The sequence below is a fragment of the Candidatus Accumulibacter aalborgensis genome, assembly GCF_900089955.1.
Taxonomy (GTDB): domain Bacteria; phylum Pseudomonadota; class Gammaproteobacteria; order Burkholderiales; family Rhodocyclaceae; genus Accumulibacter; species Accumulibacter aalborgensis.
Window position 1 is genome coordinate 1 of sequence record NZ_FLQX01000155.1, and the last position, 20,788, is coordinate 20,788.

A 20,788-nucleotide genomic window follows, 5' to 3' on the forward strand; every position below is an offset into this window, starting at 1 on the left:
ACATCTTGACTTCAACACCACGACAGCGCCGCCGTTTCCTCCGCGTAGCGGCTTCGTCCAACAAGCTGCTATGCTTTCGGTATCAGAGGGAACTACAATCTCCAAAGTGGAACAAGGGAGTTAGCTTGGATGAGAAGCGAAGAAGAGAATCTGATTCGGCAGATGGTCGATGTGATCGTTCGCGAAGCTGATCCGGACGCGGTGATCCTGTTCGGTTCGTATGCGCGCGGCGAGGGGCGCCCAGATTCCGACGTCGATCTCCTGATCGTCGAGCGAGCACCCTTCAGCCCACAGCACAGTCGCCGCCAGGAGACCGCCAGACTGTACCTTGCCCTGCGCAAACTGGCCGTGCCCAAGGACCTGCTGCTCTACAGCCGCGAGGAATTCGAGCGCTTCAAGGACTCCCCACACCATGTCATTGGCCGCGCTAGACGGGAAGGCCAGGTCTTGCATGGGAGAGCTTGATGACCACCCCCAGGCATTTCTGGTCATGGCGCGCAAGGAGTTCGACGCGCTGCGTGGCATGATCGGCAATCCTTTGTTTGCCGATGAAATTTTCGGCTTCCATGCCCAGCAAGCGATTGAAAAGGCTCTCAAGGCCTGGCTTGCTGCGCAGTCAATTACCTTTCCCCGAACGCATGATATCTCCAGACTCCTCGACTTGCTGGAAGAGACAGGGGTCGATGTCGCCATATTCTGGCCGCTTGTCGAATACACGGTTCTCGCCGTACAGGCACGCTATGAAGCCCACTTGGTGGACATTGAAGCTCCGCTCGACCGGGCGGCTGCGATTGCGGATGTGCAGCGATTGCTCGACACCGTTGTCGCCGCTACTGAACCGGTCGTGGTCGGGATGCGCAAGCCGGACCTGTTGTGATGCCGGGATATCAGGGTGGGAGTGGCGCCAATACCGACGCCGTTGGGCCCTGTCCCAAAGGCCGTCCCAGTCACTTCAGCCGCGATAGCTGATGCGGTAGATCGCGCCAGCGTAGTCGTCCGCGACCAGCAGCGAGCCATCGGGCAATACCAACACGTCGGCTGGCCGGCCCCAAGCCGTCTCGCCCTGTAGCCAGCCACTGGCGAAAGGCTCGTAGGCGACCGCCTTGCTGCCTTGCAGGCGTACCAGCGTGACCCGGTAGCCAATTTTCTTCGAGCGGTTCCACGAACCGTGCTCGGCAATGAAGATCTGGTTGCGGTACTCCGGCGGGAACATCGTCCCGGTGTAGAAGCGCATGCCCAGCGCAGCGACATGGGGACCCAGCTTCTGCGCTGGCGCGGTGAACTCCGCGCACTTACGCCTGGCGCCGAAATCCGGATCGGGCAGGTCGCCTGCGTGGCAGTACGGATAGCCGAAATGCATTCCGGCGCGTGGCGCATGGTTCAGCTCGTCGGGCGGCAGGTCGTCGCCGAGCATGTCGCGGCCGTTGTCGGTGAACCAAAGCTCGCTGGTCTGCGGCTGCCAGTCGAAGCCGACGCTGTTGCGCACGCCTCGGGCATAGACCTCAAGGCCGCTGCCGTCAGGATTCATGCGCAGGATATGGGCATGGCGCAGGGGATCAGGGTCACAGATGTTACAGGGCGCACCCACTGGTACGTAGAGTTTGCCGTCCGGGCCGAAGGCGATGAATTTCCAGCCGTGGTGCGTGTCGCCAGGCAAGCTGCCAGTGACTAGCACTGGCGCCGGCGGATGGTCCAGGCGTCGCTCGATGTCGTCGTAGCGCAGGATGCGGCTCACCGCCGAGACGTAGAGACTGCCTTCTCGGTAGGCCACGCCGACCGGGAGTTGCAGTCCGCTGGCAATCAGCGTCACGCCCTGCACCTTGAAGTTGGCGCCGAAGCTCACCGCATGCACTTTTCCCGCCCGCATCGAACCGACGAAAACGGTGCCACCATGGCCATCGTGCTGCCCCAGTGCCATCTGCCGGGCGTTGTCGACGCGTGCCCACAGCTCGATGGTGAAGCCCTGCGGCAACTTGATGCGCTCCAGCGGTAACTCGCTTGCCGCGGCGATCATCGAGATCAGGGCAAAAAGAAATCCAGGAAAGACGGTGATTCCGCGTAGCGTGACTGCTCGCATGGCTTCACAGCCGGTAACAGTAGAGCAGCGTCTGGCGTGCGTCATCGATTTCGACCACGCTGGTCGGTTCGACATCCGGGACGGCAAAGCTGTTGCTGATGAACAGACTTCCCGCTGGCATCTCGCGCTGAAGCTTTGCCCACAGGGTGGCCATCGGCGCCGGCGACAGGAAGGCATAGACGACGTTGAAGGCGGCGAAATCGGTTCGCCAGAGATCGCCCCAGCGCCAATCACAGTTGGCCAGAGCGGCGGTTCGCAGGCGGCCGACGAGCCAGGTGGCCGGAGCATTCTCGACGCCGGCGAACTGTGCGTCGGGCCGCTCCCTGGCGAGCGGGCCGAGCACACTGCCGATGCCGGCGCCAAGGTCGAGGAAGCGCAACTCGCGCCGATCGGCGGTCAGTTGGGCGAGGGCGGCGGCGGTCTGGCGGTTGGAGAAGTAAAGCGGTACCTGACCACTCAGCGCACCGCGATAGACGAGTAGCAGCAGCATGAACAGCAGCAGGAACCAGCCGGGGTCGATCGCCAGACGCGAAACGGCCCAGGCCAGCGGCGCGAAGAGCGCGTGCATCAGGCGCCACCACCAGGCCTGACGCGTCAGGCTGGCGAGTAGCAGGGCGGCCCCGCCGATCGCGAAAGCCGTCTGCGGCCAGGGCAACTCTTCGTTGCGAACGCTGTAATACGGCCAGGCCAGCGAAAGGACGGCAAATGCCGCGGCAAATTGCAGGGCGAGTTGACGGACTTGCCGACCGACTGCCGGCGGCGCGGCATCGAGGGATTCGGGTGAGGGCGAAGACAAGGCGCGGCTCCAGTTCCGTAGGTCGGATTAGCCGAGCGTCACCCGACGTTTGCGCCGGGGGTGTTGGGTTACGGCCTGCGGCCTGACCCAAGCTACGACGCTATGGCGCATTGTACCCATCGTAGCCAGTTTCTGGCCTGTGCTTACGCAGCGCTTCCGGGCGCGAGCAGTCGCCAGCGCAGGGCGTCGCGTCTGGCGTGGACTTGCAGCACCGACGCCGCCTTGACATGACCGAAGCCACGAATCTGCTCCGGCAAGCTGGCCAGTTCGATTGCGCTGGCCATGGACTCGGGTTTGAGTTGCGCGAGGATGAGATTGACGTCGGCCTCGTAGTCACTGAGCAGTTGCCGTTCCATGCGCCTTTCTTCGCTCCTGCTGAAGGGGTCGAGGAAAGTGCCGCGCAGGCCCTTGAGCCGGCTCAAGCAGGCAAACGCGGTCATCATCCACGGGCCGTAGCTGCGCTTGGTGATTCTGCCGGTTAACGGATCCGGTCTGGCGAGTAGCGGCGGTGCGAGGTGGAAACGCAGTCGGTAGTCGCCCTCGAACTCTTCGGACAACTGCTGGCGGAACGTGGGGTTGGCATAGAGTCTCGCGACCTCGTACTCGTCCTTGACGGCCAGCAACTTGAAGTAGGCGCGGGCAACTGCTTCGGTCAGCGCGGTGGACTGCAAGGTCGATTCGGCAGCACGGACACTTTCGACCAGTGTCCGATAGCGCTGGGCGTAGCGTGCGTCCTGATAGGCGGTCAGTGTGTCGACTCGCCGGCTGATCGTCTCGTCGACGTTGCGCGAGAATTGCCGAGGCGAAGGTGCGCTGGTGGGCCTGATCAGACGGCGCACGGCTTCCGGGTCGTGCGCCGCTCGCCGACCCCAGAGGAAGGCCTTGCGGTTCTGGTCGACGGCGGTCGCGTTGAGTTCGATGGCCTGGTCGATGGCTGCCAGCGAGATCGGCACGAGGCCGCGCTGCCAGGCGACGCCGAGCAGGAACAGGTTGCCATAGAGCGCGTCGCCCATCAGGCGGCGGGCCATCTCGGCGGTGTCCAGGAAAAGCGTCTGGCCATCGCCACAAGCGTCGTCGATGCTGGCCTGCATGTCCTGCTGGGGAAACTGCCAGTCGGGGTTGCGCGTGAATTCGGCGGTGGGTGTTTCGGCGACGTTGACCACTGCCCTCGTCTTGCCGGCAAGTACCTTGGACAGCGCTTCGGCGCCGGCGGTAACCACCAGGTCACCGCCGATGACGGCGTCGGCTTCGCCGGTGGCGATGCGCGCGGCATGGATATCTTCGGGCTGGTCAGCGATGCGCAGGTGCGAAAAGACGGCGCCGAATTTCTGCGCCAGGCCGGTCATGTCGAGTACCGAGACGCCCTTGCCGTCGAGGTGCGCGGCCATGCCGAGCAGGGCGCCGAGGGTGACGACGCCGGTCCCGCCAACGCCGGTGATCAGGATGTTGAAGGGGCGTCGCGTGTCGGCCAGCACGGGGTCGGGAAGGTTGGCAAAAGCGGTGGCAAAAGCGGTCGAAAAAGCGCCCTCATCGGCGGCGACGGCGCGGCCGGCGCGCAGTTTGCCGCCTTCGACGGTGACAAAGCTGGGGCAGAAGCCATTGATGCACGAAAAATCCTTGTTGCACGAAGACTGATCGATCGCTCGTTTGCGGCCGAACTCGGTTTCGAGTGGAATCACCGACAGGCAGTTCGACTGCACGCCACAGTCGCCGCATCCTTCACAAACCGCTTGGTTGATGAACACTCGCCGGGCCGGATCGACGAGCTTGCCGCGCTTGCGGCGGCGGCGTTTCTCGGTGGCGCAGGTCTGGTCGTAGATCAGCACCGAGACACCGCGATGCTCGCGCAGTTCGCGCTGCACCGCATCGAGCTGGTCCCGGTGATGGATCGGCGTCTGTGGGGCGAGACCACGTACCCCTTTGTACTTGGCTGGCTCGTCGGTGACGATGACGATCTTGCTGATCCCTTCGGCCTCGAGCTGACGAGTGAGTTGCGGGACGGTCAGGCTGCCGTCGACCGGCTGCCCGCCGGTCATCGCAACGGCATCGTTGTAGAGGATCTTGTAGGTGATCGAGACGCCGGCGGCGACCGACTGGCGGATGGCGAGCAGCCCGGAGTGGAAGTAGGTGCCGTCGCCGAGATTGGCGAAAATGTGCTTCACCGCGGTGAAAGGCGCCTGGCCGACCCAGGTGACGCCTTCACCGCCCATGTGCGTGAAGGTTGCCGTGTTGCGGTCCATCCAGGTGACCATGTAGTGGCAGCCGATGCCGGCGACGGCGCGTGAACCTTCCGGGACGCGCGTCGAGGTGTTGTGCGGGCAGCCGGAACAGAAGTACGGCGTGCGCTGGATCGCCGCCAGCGCCGCCGCGCCGGTCGCGGGCAGGAGCGCCGGCGCCAGGGCGTTCTGTTTGGCTTCGAGCAGCGCGAGCCGTTCGACGATCGCCGGTGAAGTGAAGAAGCGGCCGATGCGGGCGGCCAGTGCCCGTGCGACCTGGGCCACCGACAACTCGCCGGCAGCCGGCAGCAGCCAGTCACCGTGCGTCAGGTGGCCGCTGCTGGTCGGCAGCAGCGACCACTCGCCTTTCTCGTCGAACTTCCCGACGACGCGCGGCCGGACGTCCTCGCGCCAGTTGTAGAGTTCCTCCTTGAGCTGGTATTCGAGCAGTTGCCGCTTTTCCTCGACGACCAGGATCTCTTCGAGACCCTCGGCGAAGCGGCGTACGCCATCGGCTTCGAGTGGCCAGACCATACCGACCTTGTACAGGCGAATGCCGATGCGCGCCGCCAGTTCGTCGTCGATGCCCAGTTCGACCAGCGCCTGGCGCACGTCGAGGTAGGCCTTGCCGGCGGTGATGATCCCCAGGCGGGCAGGCGATGTGGGGTCGGCACTGTCGATGATGATGCGGTTGAGGAGGTTGGCACGGCAGTAGGCCAGCGCGGCGTAGAGCTTGCGGTTGATCAGGCGAGCTTCCTGCTGCAGCGGCGGGTCGGGCCAGCGGATGTTGAGCCCGTGCGGATCATTTTCGGGCATCTCGAAATCGTCGGGCAGGCGGATCACGGTCGATAGAGGATCGATCGCTACCGAGGCCGACGTTTCAACCGTATCGGCCAGTGCTTTCATCACTACCCAGCAGCCCGAGTAACGGCTCATCGCCCAGCCGTGCAGACCGTAATCGAGATACTCCTGGACGTTGGCCGGGTAGAGGACCGGCATCATCACCGCCTTGAAGATGTGTTCGGTCTGGTGCGGCAGCGTCGACGACTTGGCGGCGTGGTCGTCGCCGGCAATCACCAGGACGCCGCCGTACTTCGCCGTACCGGCAGCGTTGGCGTGGCGGAAGACGTCGCCACAGCGGTCGACTCCCGGACCCTTGCCGTACCACATGGCGAAGACCCCGTCGTAGTTGGCGCCAGGGAAGAGATTGAGTTGCTGCGTGCCCCATACCGCGGTCGCGGCGAGGTCCTCGTTTACGGCCGGCTGGAAAACGATGCGCTGGGCGTCGAGGTATTTCTTGGCTTTCCACAGCGCCTGGTCGAGCCCGCCGAGTGGGCTGCCGCGGTAGCCGGAGACAAAGCCCGCCGTGTTCAGCCCGGCGGCTTCGTCGCGCAGGCGTTGCAGCATCGGCAGACGAACGAGGGCTTGCGTGCCGGTCAGGAAAACGCGTCCCGAGGTGACCGTGTAGCGGCTATCGAGCGTGGTCGAGAGATCGCCCATTGCTTCTCCTCCGTTATCGCTTGGCGACGATTGTAATCCATGTGTGCCAGCCTGAGGCTGCTGGCCGGAACAAGAAGAAAGTGTCGAAAAGCTCTGTCCATGCCAGCGTTTTGCGCTATAATCTTGCCCGGCGTGAAAATTCGTTTGACAGCTCACTGAATGGGCGTCAGAATCGAGGGTTCTTAGCTGGAGGGATACCCAAGTGGCCAACGGGATCAGACTGTAAATCTGACGGCTCTGCCTTCGAAGGTTCGAATCCTTCTCCCTCCACCAAAACTGCCGCTGTTGGTAGTGCTGTTCAGTCGTGAATCGTGTGCGGGTAATGGTTTTGCGGGTGTAGCTCAATGGTAGAGCTGAAGCCTTCCAAGCTTATGACGAGGGTTCGATTCCCTTCACCCGCTCCACGTGGCGGCCGCAAGATTGTTTCAGGCTTCGCGAACGACGCCCATGTAGCTCAGCGGTAGAGCACTCCCTTGGTAAGGGAGAGGTCGACAGTTCAATTCTGTCCATGGGCACCACCGTTTGGTGCATGAGATCCATCATTAACTTTTAACGTCTTGAGGTACCGGTAATGGCCAAGGGAAAATTTGAACGTAACAAGCCGCACGTCAACGTGGGCACGATTGGGCACGTGGACCACGGCAAGACGACGCTGACGGCGGCGATCACGACCATTCTGGCGAAGAAGTACGGCGGTACCGCCAAGGCCTACGACCAGATCGACGCCGCGCCGGAAGAGAAGGCGCGCGGCATCACGATCAACACGGCGCACGTCGAGTATGAGACTGCCAAGCGGCACTACGCGCACGTCGATTGCCCGGGTCACGCGGACTACATCAAGAACATGATCACCGGCGCGGCGCAGATGGACGGCGCGATCCTCGTCGTCTCGGCGGCTGACGGGCCGATGCCGCAAACGCGCGAGCACATCCTGCTGGCGCGCCAGGTCGGTGTGCCGTACATCATCGTCTATCTGAACAAGTGCGACATGGTCGACGACGAGGAGCTGCTCGAGCTGGTCGACATGGAAGTGCGCGAACTGCTGTCCAAGTACGACTTTCCCGGTGACGACGTGCCGATCATCCAGGGTTCGGCGCTGAAGGCCCTGGAAGGTGACACGGGTCCGCTGGGCGAAGGTTCGGTGATGGCTCTGGCCGATGCGCTGGACGCCTACATCCCGACGCCGGAGCGGGCGGTGGACAAGCCTTTCCTTTTGCCGCTGGAAGACGTGTTCTCGATTTCCGGTCGTGGCACGGTGGTTACCGGCCGGGTTGAGCGCGGCATCGTCAAGGTCGGCGAGGAAGTCGAGATTGTCGGCATTCGGCCGACGCTCAAGACGATCTGCACCGGCGTTGAAATGTTCCGCAAGCTGCTTGACCAGGGCCAGGCCGGCGACAACGTGGGCGTTCTGCTGCGCGGTATCAAGCGCGAGGACGTCGAGCGTGGTCAGGTGCTCGCCAAGCCGGGCTCGATCAAGCCGCACACGCACTTCACGGGTGAAGTGTACGTGCTGTCGAAGGAAGAGGGCGGTCGTCACACGCCGTTCTTCAACAACTATCGGCCGCAGTTCTACTTCCGCACGACCGACGTGACCGGCGCCATCGCCATGCCGGAAGGCGTTGAGATGGTGATGCCGGGCGACAATATCCAGATGACGGTCAAGCTCATTTCGCCAATCGCCATGGAAGAAGGCCTGCGCTTCGCCATCCGTGAAGGCGGTCGCACCGTCGGCGCCGGCGTCGTCGCCAAGATCATCGAGTAGGTCCAATACAGGCTCAGCGGTGGGCTCCGTTCGCGGAGTCACCGCAGTCTCTGCTGCAGGGGCATAGCTCAACTGGCAGAGCGTCGGTCTCCAAAACCGAAGGTTGGGGGTTCGATACCCTCTGCCCCTGCCATCAAGTAACCAAAGCGGACCCAATGGCCGATAAGTTCAAGTTTGCGTTAGCGGTGTTGCTGCTTGTGGCCGGCGTCGCTGGCTTTTACCTGCTCGCTGAGCAGGCGATGATATTGCGCGTCCTGGCCATGCTTGCTGGCGCAGCGCTGGCTGCGGCGGCTGCCTGGCAGACCGAGCAGGGACGTCGTTTTTTTGGCTTCGCGAAAGAGGCCACGACTGAAGCGAAAAAGGTCGTCTGGCCTTCGCGCAAGGAAACCATGCAGACCACGGGTCTGGTATTTGCCTTCGTCGTGGTGATGGCTCTTTTTCTCTGGCTGACCGACAAGAGTCTGGAGTGGGTCTTGTACGACATTGTCCTCGGGTGGAGAAAGGCATGAGCATGCGCTGGTATGTGGTACACGCCTATTCCGGCTTCGAGAAGAGCGTGCAGCGCGCGCTCATCGAGCGCATTCAGCGGCAAGACATGCAGGCAGCCTTTGGCCGGATACTGGTGCCGGTCGAGGAAGTGGTCGAACTCAAAATGGGCCAGAAGAGCATTTCAGAACGTAAGTTCTTCCCCGGCTACGTGCTGGTGGAAATGGAAATGAACGACGATTCCTGGCATCTCGTCAAGAGCACTCCGAAAGTGACCGGGTTTGTTGGTGGTACTGCCAACAAGCCGTCACCGATTTCCGAAAAGGAAGTCGAGAAGATCATGCAGCAAATACAGGATGGCGTCGACAAGCCGCGACCAAAGGTTTTGTTTGAACCGGGCGAAGTCGTCCGCGTCAAGGAAGGCCCATTCACCGATTTCCACGGTGCCGTCGAGCAAGTGAACTACGAGAAGAACCGTCTGCGTGTGTCGGTGACCATCTTTGGCCGTCCCACCCCGGTTGAGCTGGAGTTTGCTCAAGTCGAGAAAGCCTGATCCTGCAACCGAATCGCGGTGCGTGGGAGGTCTTTCGACGCGCCGCAGTAGTGCGGCTCGAGGGCCGCGTTTGTCGTTTGGGGAGCGCTCGTCGGAGCGCGTTCGAACCCGTCTAGAGGAGTCGTAGCGTGGCAAAGAAAATCATCGGCTACATCAAGTTGCAAGTACCGGCCGGCAAGGCCAATCCATCGCCGCCGATCGGGCCTGCGCTCGGCCAGCGCGGCTTGAACATCATGGAATTCTGCAAGGCCTTCAATGCTCAGACGCAAGGTCTGGAGCCAGGCTTGCCCATTCCCGTGGTCATCACCGCTTTTGCGGACAAGAGCTTCACCTTCATCATGAAGACGCCGCCGGCGACCGTCCTCATCAAGAAGGCCATCGGTATTCAGAAGGGTAGTGCGAAACCCCATACCGCCAAGGTCGGCACGCTGACGCGTGCGCAGTGTGAAGCCATTGCGACGCAGAAGATGCCCGACCTGACGGCGGCCGACCTGGATGCTGCCGTGCGTACGATCGCCGGCAGTGCTCGTACGATGGGCGTTACGGTGGAGGGTCTTTGAGATGGCGACTCTGAGCAAGCGTCAAAAAGCCTTCAAGGGCAAAGTGAGCCGCACCAGCAGTCTGCCTCTGGCTGACGCGCTGAAGCTGGCCAAGGAATTTGCCACTGCCAAGTTCGACGAGTCGATAGATGTCGCCGTCTGTCTGGGTGTTGATCCCCGCAAGTCTGATCAGATCGTACGCGGCTCAGTGGTGCTGCCGGCCGGTAGTGGCAAGACGGTCCGCGTTGCCGTTTTCGCCCAGGGCGACAAAGCGACTGCGGCTCGGGAAGCCGGAGCGGATATTGTCGGCTTCGAGGATCTGGCTGCTGAAATCAAGGCGGGCGTCATCAATTTTGACCGGGTCATCGCGACTCCGGATGCCATGCGCGTGGTCGGTCAACTGGGTCAGATCCTCGGCCCGCGTGGCCTGATGCCGAACCCGAAGGTCGGTACGGTGACCATGGACGTGGCGACAGCGGTCAAGAATGCCAAGGCGGGTCAGGTTCAATACCGTACCGACAAGGGCGGGATCATTCACAGCACGATCGGCCGCGCATCTTTTGAGGTCGACCAGTTGACGATCAACCTCAAGGCGCTGGTCGATGCCTTGATCAAAGCCAAGCCGGCGACTTCCAAGGGCCAGTATCTGCAACGAATTGCTCTGTCCAGCACGATGGGGCCAGGTATTGTCGTGGATTCTTCCACGCTGTGAGGCATGCGCCCAGCCACCGTGCCATGGTGGCCGGGCACTGAACTTTGTTGGGCTGTCGGCTGCACGTTCTGGCGCTGCCGACAGATCGTCAAAAACCGCAGGTGCCGAAGGCGATTGCCGGAAGCTTAAGTGTGCAAGCGGCCTGCGTAGACGGTAGGCCCCGAGAAGGACTTCGCAGCGATGAGCGTCATGCTTTTCGTTGTCGCCCCTGATCCAGGTTGCCGTGGGTGCAGCGCATCCTGCGGGATACGCTGTGGTGTTGACTTGATTGGAGGAAAGGCCTGTGGGTCTCAATCTTGAAGAAAAGAAGGCCGTCGTGGCTGACGTGTCGGCCAAAATCGCCGCTGCTCAGACGATCGTCGTGGCTGAGTACGCTGGCATGCCAGTCGCTCACCTGACTCGTCTGCGAGCGCAGGCGCGCGCCTCAGGGGTCTATCTGCGCGTGCTGAAGAACACGCTGGTGCGTCGGGCGGTGCAGGACACCGTATTCGCCGGTCTTGCCAAGGAGATGACGGGGCCGCTGATTTACAGCATCTCGGAAGATCCTGTTGCGGCGGCAAGGGTGCTCAACGACTTTGCCAAAACCAATGACAAGCTCGTTCTGAAAGCCGGCAGCTATTCCGGCCAGTTTCTTGACAAGGCCGGCGTGCAGGCACTGGCGTCGATCCCGAGTCGCAACGAACTGCTTGCTCAGTTGCTTGGCATCATGCAGGCTCCGGTGACCGGTTTTGCCTGCGCACTCGCAGCTCTCGCCAAACAACGTGAAGAAGCGGTCGCCTGATCACGCTGTCAGCTTTTACAAGTATTCTGATTTAGGAGTTTATTGATTATGGCACTTAGCAAAGAAGACATCCTCGAAGCCGTCGGCGCGATGACGGTCATGGAACTGAACGACCTGGTCAAGGCGTTCGAAGAGAAGTTTGGCGTTTCCGCGGCTTCGATGGCGGTTGCTGCGCCTGGAGCGGCCGCTGCGGTAGTTGAGGAACAAACCGAGTTTACCGTGATGCTGATGGCTGCCGGCGAGAAGAAGGTCGAGACCATCAAGGTTGTCCGCGCGGCGACTGGCCTTGGCCTCAAGGAAGCCAAGGATCTCGTCGACGGTGCGCCGAAGGCGGTCAAGGAAGCTGTTTCCAAGGCTGATGCCGAAGCCCTCAAGAAGTTGCTCGAGGACGTCGGGGCCAAGGTCGAGGTCAAGTAATTCCTGGTCACGCACGCTGGGCTGGCAGCCTTCCGGCTGTCGGCCCTGTTGTGCTTTTCCGGAAACGGCTTTGCGTCTGCGCATTGCGTGGGCGTGAGGGCGTGTAGCGCGCAAACGCAAGTACGAGTAGCGAAAGCAGAGCGAACCTCCGCCTGCCTGTCAAGCTTCTAATCGTATTGCGTTTGTCCGTTGCGCTCCGGCGGGTCTGACGACTGTCGCCGGTGCATGCTAGAGGATTTGCCTTCTGAGTTCGGAGCGACCATGACCTACTCCTACACCGAGAAAAAGCGTATCCGCAAGAGCTTCGCCAAGCGCGCCAGCGTGCTTGACGTGCCGTTCTTGCTGGCTACCCAGCTCGAGTCTTTCTCTGCTTTCCTGCAGGCCGCCGCCCCGGTGGCGCAGCGCAAGAATCAGGGTTTGCAGGCTGCGTTTTCCTCGATCTTCCCGATCGTCAGCCATAGCGGCAACGCGCGCCTGGAGTTCGTCAGCTACACGCTTTCCGAGCCTGCTTTCGACGTCACGGAATGCCAGCAGCGTGGCCTGACCTTCGCCTCGGCCTTGCGGGCAAAGGTTCGCCTGGTCATCCTCGACCGCGAAGCACCCGACACCATCAAGGAGGTCAAGGAGCAGGAAGTCTACATGGGCGAGATCCCGTTGATGACCACCACCGGCTCCTTCGTCGTCAACGGTACCGAGCGCGTCATCGTCTCGCAGCTTCACCGCTCGCCGGGGGTTTTCTTCGAGCACGATCGCGGCAAGACCCACAGTTCAGGAAAGTTGCTGTTTTCGGCGCGGGTCATTCCTTACCGGGGCTCATGGCTCGATTTCGAGTTTGACCCCAAGGACCTGCTGTTCTTCCGCGTCGACCGTCGGCGCAAGATGCCGGTGACCACGCTGCTCAAAGCTCTTGGCCTGACGTCGCAACGCATCCTGCGTGAGTTTTTCGAGTTCGACACCTTCCATATCGGCCGCAAGATCACCGAATTCGCTTTGGTTCCCGAGCGCCTGCGTGGCGAAGTCGCTCGTTTCGACTTCAACGACCCGTCCGGAAAGCTGATCATTGCCAAGGACAAACGGATCACCGTCAAGCACATCCGTGAACTCGATGCCGCCGGTATCAAGCAAGTGGCCGTCCCCGATGACTTCCTGATCGGCAGGGTCGTTGCCGAGGAGATCATTGACCAGAGTAGCGGCGAAATCCTGGCCAATGCCAACGACGAAATAAGCGAAACCCTGCTCGCCAAGCTCATCGAAGCCGGCGTCGAATCGCTGCACACGCTATACATCAACGATCTCGACCGCGGTGGTTTCATCTCACAGACGCTGCGCGCCGATGATACGGTTACCAGGCAGGCCGCACGAATCGCCATCTACCGGATGATGCGACCGGGCGAGCCGCCCACCGAAGAAGCGGTTGAGATCCTGTTCAACGGATTGTTCTACTCCGACGACCGCTACGATCTTTCAGCGGTTGGGCGTATGAAATTCAACCGCCGGGTCGGCCGCAAAGCCGTCATCGAGCACAAGGTGATGCTCAAGCATGTGCCGTCCAAGCGCGAAGGCCTTGCCAAGCTGGTCAACGAGGCCGTCAGTAACTCGGTCGCGGCGGTCGAGCAGGTGATGGCCGAGTTGAGCTATGGCCCGCGTGCGGTGGCCGAAAACCTCGCCCAAGAGACCGCCGTGGCTCTGTTCGAGCAGTTGAAGGCCCTGGGCGCCACCGGCGAAGTACGCGAACAGTTGACGCTATCGCCACGTGACATCGTCGAAGTGATCAAGCTGCTGGTCGAATTGCGCAATGGTCGCGGTGAAATCGACGACATCGACCACCTGGGCAACCGGCGTGTTCGCTCGGTGGGAGAACTGGCGGAGAATCAGTTCCGGGCGGGCCTGGTGCGCGTCGAGCGGGCGGTCAAGGAGCGCCTGTCGCAGGCCGAGTCGGATAATTTGATGCCCCACGATCTGATCAACGCGAAGCCGATCAGCGCCGCAGTCAGGGAGTTCTTCGGCTCCAGCCAGTTGTCACAGTTCATGGACCAGACCAACCCGCTGTCCGAGATCACCCACAAGCGTCGCGTATCGGCGCTTGGTCCGGGCGGCCTGACGCGCGAGCGCGCCGGCTTTGAAGTGCGTGACGTGCATCCGACACACTATGGGCGCGTGTGCCCGATCGAAACGCCGGAAGGTCCGAACATCGGCCTGATCAACTCGCTGGCTCTTTTCGCACGCACCAACGAATATGGCTTCCTCGAGACGCCATACCGTAAAGTGGCTGGTGGCATGGTCAGCGATCAGATCGAATTCCTTTCGGCAATCGAGGAAGGCGCCTATATCATCGCCCAGGCCAACTCCGATCTTGGCGAAGGGGGCGTATTGTTGGATCAACTGGTCACCTGTCGCGAAAAGGGCGAAACGATCCTCGCCGAGGCGGCGCGCGTTCAGTATATGGATGTGGCGCCGAGCCAGATCGTCTCGGTGGCGGCGTCGCTGATTCCCTTTCTCGAGCACGACGATGCCAACCGTGCCTTGATGGGTGCCAACATGCAGCGGCAGGCGGTTCCGTGCCTGCGGCCGGAGAAGCCGCTGGTCGGCACCGGTATCGAACGTACCGTGGCCGTGGATTCGGGCACCGCGGTCCAGGCGCTGCGTGGTGGAGCGGTCGATTACGTCGACGCGTCGCGGGTCGTGGTGCGGGTCAATGACGAGGAAACGGTATCCGGCGAAGTCGGCGTCGACATCTACAACCTGGTGAAATACACCCGCTCCAACCAGAACACCAATATCAACCAGCGGCCGCTGGTTCGCGTCGGTGACGTCATCGCCAAGGGCGATGTGGTCGCTGATGGCGCGTCGACCGACAAGGGTGAACTGGCGCTGGGCCAGAACATGCTGGTTGCCTTCATGCCGTGGAATGGTTACAACTTCGAGGATTCGATCCTCATCTCGGAGCGCGTCGTAGCCGAGGATCGCTTCACCTCGATTCATATCGAGGAACTGACGGTCGTGGCGCGCGATACCAAGCTTGGCCCGGAGGAAATCACGCGCGATATCGCTTCCCTCGGTGAATCACAGCTTTCGCGACTCGACGAATCGGGGATCGTCTACATCGGTGCCGAGGTCGAAGCCGGTGATGTGCTGGTTGGCAAGGTGACGCCGAAGGGCGAGACGCAACTTACACCGGAAGAGAAACTGCTGCGCGCGATCTTTGGTGAGAAGGCGTCCGATGTGAAGGACACCTCGCTGCGCGTGCAGTCAGGTATCGCCGGAACGGTCATCGACGTTCAGGTTTTTACCCGCGAGGGTATCGAGCGCGACAAGCGGGCACAGTCGATCATCGACGACCATCTGCGCAGCTACAAGCTCGACCTGGCCGATCAACTGCGCATCGTTGAGCGTGATGCCTTCGCGCGTGTCGAGCGACTGATCATCGGCAGGCCGGCCAACGGTGGACCGAAAAGGCTGGCCAAGGGGACGCTGGTCAGCCAGGAGTACCTCGAGGGGATCGAACCACACCACTGGTTCGACATTCGGATGGCCGACGATGAAGTCGCACACCAACTCGAGTCGCTGCGCGAGGGCCTGGAGCAGACGCGCAAGGGCTTCGACATTGCCTTCGAAGAGAAGCGCAAGAAGCTGACTCAGGGCGACGAATTGCCGCCCGGTGTGCAGAAGATGGTCAAGGTCTATGTCGCCGTCAAGCGCCGCCTGCAGGCTGGTGACAAAATGGCTGGGCGCCATGGCAACAAGGGCGTCGTGTCGCGTATTGTCCCGGTCGAGGACATGCCGTATATGGCCGATGGCCGTCCGGTCGACATCGTGCTCAATCCGCTCGGCGTGCCGTCGCGGATGAACGTCGGGCAGATTCTCGAGGTACACCTCGGCCTGGCCGCGAAAGGCCTGGGTTTCAGGATCGGCGAAATGCTTCACCGGCGTGCGACGACCAGGGAGGTCCGCGGTTTCCTCGAGCAGATTTACAACAGCACCGGCAAGCCGGAAGACCTCGACCAACTGGTCGACGGCGAGATCATGGAAATGGCCGGCAACCTCGAGGCCGGAGTGCCCTTCGCCACGCCGGTTTTCGACGGCGCCAAGGAGTCCGAAATCAAGGCCATGCTGGCGCTGGCGGGGATGCCCGAGTCCGGGCAGATGACGCTCTACGATGGCCGTACGGGCGAGCAGTTCGAGCGTCAGGTGACCGTCGGTTACATGCATGTCCTGAAGCTGCATCACCTGGTCGATGACAAGATGCACGCCCGCTCTACCGGCCCGTACTCGCTGGTGACGCAGCAGCCCCTGGGCGGCAAGGCACAGTTCGGCGGCCAGCGTTTCGGTGAGATGGAGGTCTGGGCTCTCGAAGCCTACGGCGCTTCCTACGTGCTGCAGGAAATGCTGACGGTCAAGTCCGACGACGTCAATGGGCGGACCAAGGTCTACGAGAATATCGTCAAGGGTGACCACAAGATCGACGCCGGGATGCCCGAATCATTCAACGTACTGGTCAAGGAAATCCGTTCGCTGGCCATCGATATTGATCTCGAACGTTTCTGATTGTCTGCCGCGAGGTGAGCGCTGAAGGCGGTGTTCTTGCCCGTCCCTCAGCGCCTTGCCCCCGATGCCTTACGCCTCACTGGAGCAAAAGATGAAAGCACTGCTTGATTTGTTTAGACAGGTGACGCAGGAAGAGCAGTTTGACGCGATTACCATTGGTCTGGCTTCGCCGGACAAGATTCGCTCCTGGTCCTACGGCGAAGTGAAGAAACCGGAGACGATCAACTATCGTACCTTCAAGCCCGAACGTGACGGCTTGTTCTGCGCCAAGATCTTTGGCCCGATCAAGGACTATGAGTGTCTCTGCGGCAAGTACAAGCGGCTGAAGCATCGTGGCGTGATCTGCGAGAAGTGCGGTGTCGAGGTGACGCTGGCCAAGGTCCGCCGTGAGCGAATGGCGCACATCGAGCTGGCCAGCCCGGTGGCCCACATCTGGTTCCTCAAGAGTCTGCCAAGTCGACTCGGCATGGTGCTCGACATGACGCTGCGCGACATCGAACGTGTGCTCTACTTCGAGGCGTTTGTGGTGTTTGATCCGGGCATGACGCCGCTGGCCCGCGGCCAGTTGCTGACCGAGGATGACTATCTGGCCAAAGTCGAGGAGTATGGCGACGATTTCTACGCGGCCATGGGCGCCGAAGGGATCCGCGAACTGCTACGCTCCATCGATCTCGGCCGCGAAGTGGAAACCCTGCGCTCAGAACTCGAAACGACGACTTCCGAAACCAAGAGCAAGAAGTTTTCGAAGCGCCTGAAGATTCTCGAAGGTTTTCAGAAGTCGGGGATCAAGCCGGAGTGGATGGTGCTCGAAGTGTTGCCGGTTCTACCGCCGGATCTGCGTCCGCTGGTGCCGCTTGACGGCGGGCGTTTTGCGACCTCCGACCTCAACGACCTTTACCGCCGCGTCATCAACCGGAACAATCGCCTGAAGCGTCTGCTCGAGTTGAAAGCACCGGAGATCATCGTGCGCAACGAAAAGCGAATGCTTCAGGAAGCGGTCGACTCGCTGCTCGACAACGGTCGTCGCGGCAAGGCGATGACCGGCGCCAACAAGCGTCCGCTCAAGTCGCTGGCCGACATGATCAAGGGCAAGGGTGGCCGTTTCCGCCAGAACCTGCTCGGCAAGCGCGTTGACTATTCCGGCCGCTCGGTGATCGTCGTCGGTCCGCAGCTCAAGCTGCATCAGTGCGGTCTGCCGAAGCTGATGGCGCTTGAACTGTTCAAGCCCTTCATTTTCAATCGCCTTGAGGTCATGGGCCTGGCGACGACCATCAAGCAGGCCAAGAAAATGGTCGAGACGCAGGAGGCGGTGGTCTGGGACATCCTCGAAGAAGTGATCCGCGAGCATCCGATCATGCTCAACCGGGCGCCAACGCTGCACCGTCTCGGCATTCAGGCTTTCGAGCCGACGCTCATCGAGGGCAAGGCGATCCAGTTACATCCGCTCGTTTGCGCCGCTTTCAACGCCGACTTCGACGGCGACCAGATGGCTGTGCACGTGCCGCTGTCGCTTGAGGCCCAGATGGAGGCGCGGACGCTGATGCTCGCCTCTAACAACGTCCTTTCGCCTGCCAATGGCGAACCGATCATCGTTCCCTCGCAGGACATCGTCCTCGGGCTCTACTATGCCACCCGCGAGCGCATCAATGCCAAGGGTGAAGGCATGATGTTCCCGGACCTGGCCGAGATCACGCGCGCCATGCAGGCCGGCGAGCTTGACGTCCACGCGCGGATTTCGATCCGCATCACCGAGTATGAAAGGGACAGCGAGAACGTCTGGCAGGAGAAGATCACGCGTTACAAGACGACCGCTGGCCGTGCGCTGCTCTCCGAGATCCTGCCCAAGGGCCTGCCTTTCAGCCTGATCGACAAGCCTCTCAAGAAAAAGGAAATCTCCAAACTGATCAACGCAGCCTTTCGCCGTTGTGGTCTGAAGGAAACGGTGGTTTTTGCCGACAAGCTGATGCAGAACGGTTACCGTCTGGCGACCCGCGCCGGCATTTCGATCTGTTCCGACGACATGCTGGTGCCGGCGCAGAAGCGGGAAATCATTGCCGCTGCTGAAGAAGAGGTCAAGGAAATCGAGAACCAGTACACCAATGGTCTGGTCACCAACGGTGAGCGCTACAACAAGGTCGTCGATATCTGGGGTCGTACCGGTGATCAGGTGGCCAAGGTAATGATGGATCAGCTCGGTCACGTGGAAGTGACCAACCGCCACGGCGAGAGCGAAAAGCAGGAGTCGTTCAACTCCATCTTCATGATGGCCGATTCCGGTGCGCGGGGTTCCGCAGCGCAGATCCGTCAGTTGGCCGGCATGCGTGGCCTGATGGCCAAGCCCGATGGCTCGATCATCGAAACGCCGATCACGACCAACTTCCGAGAGGGTCTCAACGTTCTGCAGTACTTCATTTCGACTCACGGGGCGCGCAAGGGCCTCGCGGATACGGCGTTGAAAACCGCCAACTCGGGTTACCTGACGCGCCGACTGGTGGACGTCACGCAGGACCTGGTAGTCATCGAGGAGGACTGCGGAACGAGCAACGGCGTCACCATGAAGGCCCTGATCGAAGGCGGTGAGGTCATCGAGGCCTTGCGTGAGCGCATCCTTGGCCGCGTCACCGCCGCTGACGCAGTTGACCCCGACAGCGAAGAGACGGTCATTGAGCAGGGGACGCTGATCAGTGAGGATCATTGCGATCTGATCGACCGGGTCGGTATTGACGAAGTCAAGGTGCGCACGCCACTGACCTGCGACACACGCTACGGTCTCTGCGGGAAGTGCTATGGCCGAGACCTCGGACGGGGTTCTCCGGTCAACGTCGGCGAAGCGGTTGGCGTCATCGCTGCACAATCGATTGGCGAACCCGGAACGCAGCTCACGATGCGTACCTTCCACGTCGGTGGTGCCGCGTCACGCGCAGCGGTCGCCAGCCAGGTCGAGACGCGCAGTGCCGGTGTCGTGCGCTTCACGGCGACCATGCGCTATGTGACCAGTGCCAAGGGTGAGAAGATTGTCATCACCCGTTCGGGTGAGATTCTGATCACTGACGACAACGGCCGCGAACGTGAAAAGCACAAGGTGCCCTACGGGTCGACGCTGCAGGTGGTTGACGGTCAGCAGGTCAAGGCCGGCGCCCGGCTGGCAAGCTGGGATCCGCACACGCGGCCGATCATCGCTGAATACTCGGGTCTCGTGAAGTTCGAGAACGTCGAGGAAGGGGTCACCGTGGCCAAGCAGATCGACGAGGTTACCGGCCTGTCGACGCTGGTGGTCATTGATCCCAAGCGCGGTGGCAAGGTGCCGAGCAAAGGCCTGCGTCCGCAGGTCCGGCTGTTCGACCCCGCTGGCGACGAAGTCAAGATGCACGGCAGCGATCACGCGGTGACCATCACTTTCCAGGTCGGAGCGATCATCAACGTCTTCGACGGCCAGGTGATTTCCGTGGGTGACGTGCTGGCTCGCCTTCCCCAGGAGTCGGCCAAGACACGTGACATCACCGGTGGCCTGCCACGAGTTGCGGAACTCTTCGAGGCGCGCACTCCCAAGGACGCCGGCATGCTGGCGGAGTTTACGGGCACCATGTCGTTCGGCAAGGATACCAAGGGCAAACAGCGGCTGGTGATTACCGATCTCGAGGGCGTCACCCACGAGTACCTGATCCTCAAGGACAAGCATGTCCTCGTGCATGACGGCCAGGTGGTCAACAAGGGGGAATCGATCGTCGATGGCGCGCCCGATCCGCACGACATCCTGCGGCTGCTGGGCGTTGAAGCGCTGGCCATCTACATCACTGACGAGGTGCAGGACGTGTACCGTCTGCAAGGCGTCAAGATCAACGACAAACACATCGAGGTGATCGTTCGCCAGATGCTGCGTCGCGTCAATGTGCTCGACTCCGGCGACACCAAGTTCATCAAGGGAGAGCAGGTCGAGCGCGCTCATCTGCTCGACGAAAATGACCGCATGCTGGCTGCTGGCAAGCTGCCGGCAACTTACGAGCACGTGCTTCTGGGGATCACCAAAGCCTCCTTGTCCACCGATTCGTTCATTTCTGCGGCGTCCTTCCAGGAAACGACGCGGGTGTTGACCGAAGCGGCGATCATGGGCAAGCGCGACGAGTTGCGCGGCCTCAAGGAGAATGTCATCGTCGGTCGTCTGATACCGGCCGGTACCGGTCTCGCCTACCATGTCACACGCAAGAAGAACGCCGCCGGCGAGGATATCGCTGCGGCCAGTGGCTGGCCGGACGAGGCGCTCGCGGACAGCGAAGAGAGCACCCATGACGCACCGGTGGGTTGACTTGAAACGCGATAGACCCTAGAATCGCCGGTCTTTGTCGCCGTTGCCAAGTGTGGCGCCGGCTTCTCATGAAAATCGCCGAGGCGGCCTTTGGACCGCCT

The 20,788-nt window shown here is 61.5% G+C and carries 13 protein-coding genes, 4 tRNA genes and 1 pseudogene; 15 read left to right on the forward strand and 3 right to left on the reverse strand.

Annotation, left to right across the window (positions count from 1 at the left end):
- Positions 1 to 129: 129 nt before the first annotated feature.
- Complete coding sequence (locus ACCAA_RS19470; RefSeq protein WP_186408915.1) at positions 130 to 465, forward strand: nucleotidyltransferase domain-containing protein; 336 nt, start codon at positions 130 to 132, stop codon at positions 463 to 465.
- 25 nt (positions 466 to 490) lie between these two features.
- Positions 491 to 877 (forward strand): HEPN domain-containing protein, encoded by a 387-nt coding sequence (locus ACCAA_RS19475; RefSeq protein WP_245754694.1) that lies wholly within the window; start codon positions 491 to 493, stop codon positions 875 to 877.
- Positions 878 to 952: 75 nt separating this feature from the next.
- On the opposite strand, the gene ACCAA_RS19480 is transcribed toward ACCAA_RS19475, so the two are convergent.
- The 3 genes from ACCAA_RS19480 to ACCAA_RS19490 all read right to left on the reverse strand — a co-directional run bounded on the left by ACCAA_RS19480 (position 953) and on the right by ACCAA_RS19490 (position 6,589).
- Complete coding sequence (locus tag ACCAA_RS19480; RefSeq protein WP_186408917.1) at positions 953 to 2,077, reverse strand: PQQ-dependent sugar dehydrogenase; 1,125 nt, start codon at positions 2,075 to 2,077, stop codon at positions 953 to 955.
- Between the two features lie 4 nt (positions 2,078 to 2,081).
- Positions 2,082 to 2,873, reverse strand: coding sequence for a class I SAM-dependent methyltransferase (locus ACCAA_RS19485; RefSeq protein WP_186408918.1), 792 nt, complete (start codon positions 2,871 to 2,873; stop codon positions 2,082 to 2,084).
- A gap of 143 nt (positions 2,874 to 3,016) precedes the next feature.
- Complete coding sequence (locus tag ACCAA_RS19490) at positions 3,017 to 6,589, reverse strand: indolepyruvate ferredoxin oxidoreductase family protein (protein WP_186408919.1); 3,573 nt, start codon at positions 6,587 to 6,589, stop codon at positions 3,017 to 3,019.
- Between the two features lie 188 nt (positions 6,590 to 6,777).
- Between ACCAA_RS19490 and ACCAA_RS19495 the strand changes: the two genes are divergently transcribed.
- From ACCAA_RS19495 to rpoC, 13 genes and pseudogenes are all read left to right on the forward strand, one after another.
- Positions 6,778 to 6,862, forward strand: a tRNA-Tyr gene (locus ACCAA_RS19495).
- 57 nt (positions 6,863 to 6,919) lie between these two features.
- Positions 6,920 to 6,993, forward strand: a tRNA-Gly gene (locus tag ACCAA_RS19500).
- A gap of 39 nt (positions 6,994 to 7,032) precedes the next feature.
- Positions 7,033 to 7,107, forward strand: a tRNA-Thr gene (locus tag ACCAA_RS19505).
- 53 nt (positions 7,108 to 7,160) lie between these two features.
- Positions 7,161 to 8,351 (forward strand): elongation factor Tu, encoded by a 1,191-nt coding sequence (gene tuf / locus ACCAA_RS19510; RefSeq protein ID WP_186408920.1) that lies wholly within the window; start codon positions 7,161 to 7,163, stop codon positions 8,349 to 8,351.
- Positions 8,352 to 8,408: 57 nt separating this feature from the next.
- Positions 8,409 to 8,484, forward strand: a tRNA-Trp gene (locus ACCAA_RS19515).
- Between the two features lies 1 nt (position 8,485).
- Positions 8,486 to 8,860, forward strand: a pseudogene (gene secE, locus ACCAA_RS19520) (preprotein translocase subunit SecE); the annotation flags it as partial.
- The gene (gene nusG, locus ACCAA_RS19525) at positions 8,857 to 9,390 is read left to right on the forward strand and encodes a transcription termination/antitermination protein NusG (protein ID WP_186408922.1); all 534 of its coding nucleotides are present in this window, start codon (positions 8,857 to 8,859) and stop codon (positions 9,388 to 9,390) included. The pseudogene secE and the gene nusG, both read left to right, overlap by 4 nt.
- A gap of 128 nt (positions 9,391 to 9,518) precedes the next feature.
- Complete coding sequence (rplK, locus tag ACCAA_RS19530; protein WP_186408923.1) at positions 9,519 to 9,950, forward strand: 50S ribosomal protein L11; 432 nt, start codon at positions 9,519 to 9,521, stop codon at positions 9,948 to 9,950.
- A 1-nt stretch (position 9,951) separates the two neighbouring features.
- A complete protein-coding gene (rplA, locus tag ACCAA_RS19535) occupies positions 9,952 to 10,641 on the forward strand; it encodes a 50S ribosomal protein L1 (protein ID WP_186408924.1) in 690 nt (229 codons plus the stop codon).
- Between the two features lie 283 nt (positions 10,642 to 10,924).
- Positions 10,925 to 11,422 carry a 50S ribosomal protein L10 gene (rplJ, locus tag ACCAA_RS19540; RefSeq protein WP_186408925.1) on the forward strand — a complete coding sequence of 166 codons (498 nt, stop codon included), beginning with the start codon at positions 10,925 to 10,927 and terminating at the stop codon, positions 11,420 to 11,422.
- A gap of 48 nt (positions 11,423 to 11,470) precedes the next feature.
- Positions 11,471 to 11,839: a 50S ribosomal protein L7/L12 gene (gene rplL / locus ACCAA_RS19545; RefSeq protein ID WP_186408926.1), complete on the forward strand. Its 369-nt coding sequence runs from the start codon at positions 11,471 to 11,473 to the stop codon at positions 11,837 to 11,839.
- Between the two features lie 261 nt (positions 11,840 to 12,100).
- Positions 12,101 to 16,384, forward strand: a complete 4,284-nt coding sequence (gene rpoB / locus ACCAA_RS19550; RefSeq protein WP_186408927.1) for a DNA-directed RNA polymerase subunit beta — start codon at positions 12,101 to 12,103, stop codon at positions 16,382 to 16,384.
- Between the two features lie 91 nt (positions 16,385 to 16,475).
- Positions 16,476 to 20,687 carry a DNA-directed RNA polymerase subunit beta' gene (rpoC, locus tag ACCAA_RS19555; protein WP_186408928.1) on the forward strand — a complete coding sequence of 1,404 codons (4,212 nt, stop codon included), beginning with the start codon at positions 16,476 to 16,478 and terminating at the stop codon, positions 20,685 to 20,687.
- Positions 20,688 to 20,788 lie beyond the last annotated feature (101 nt).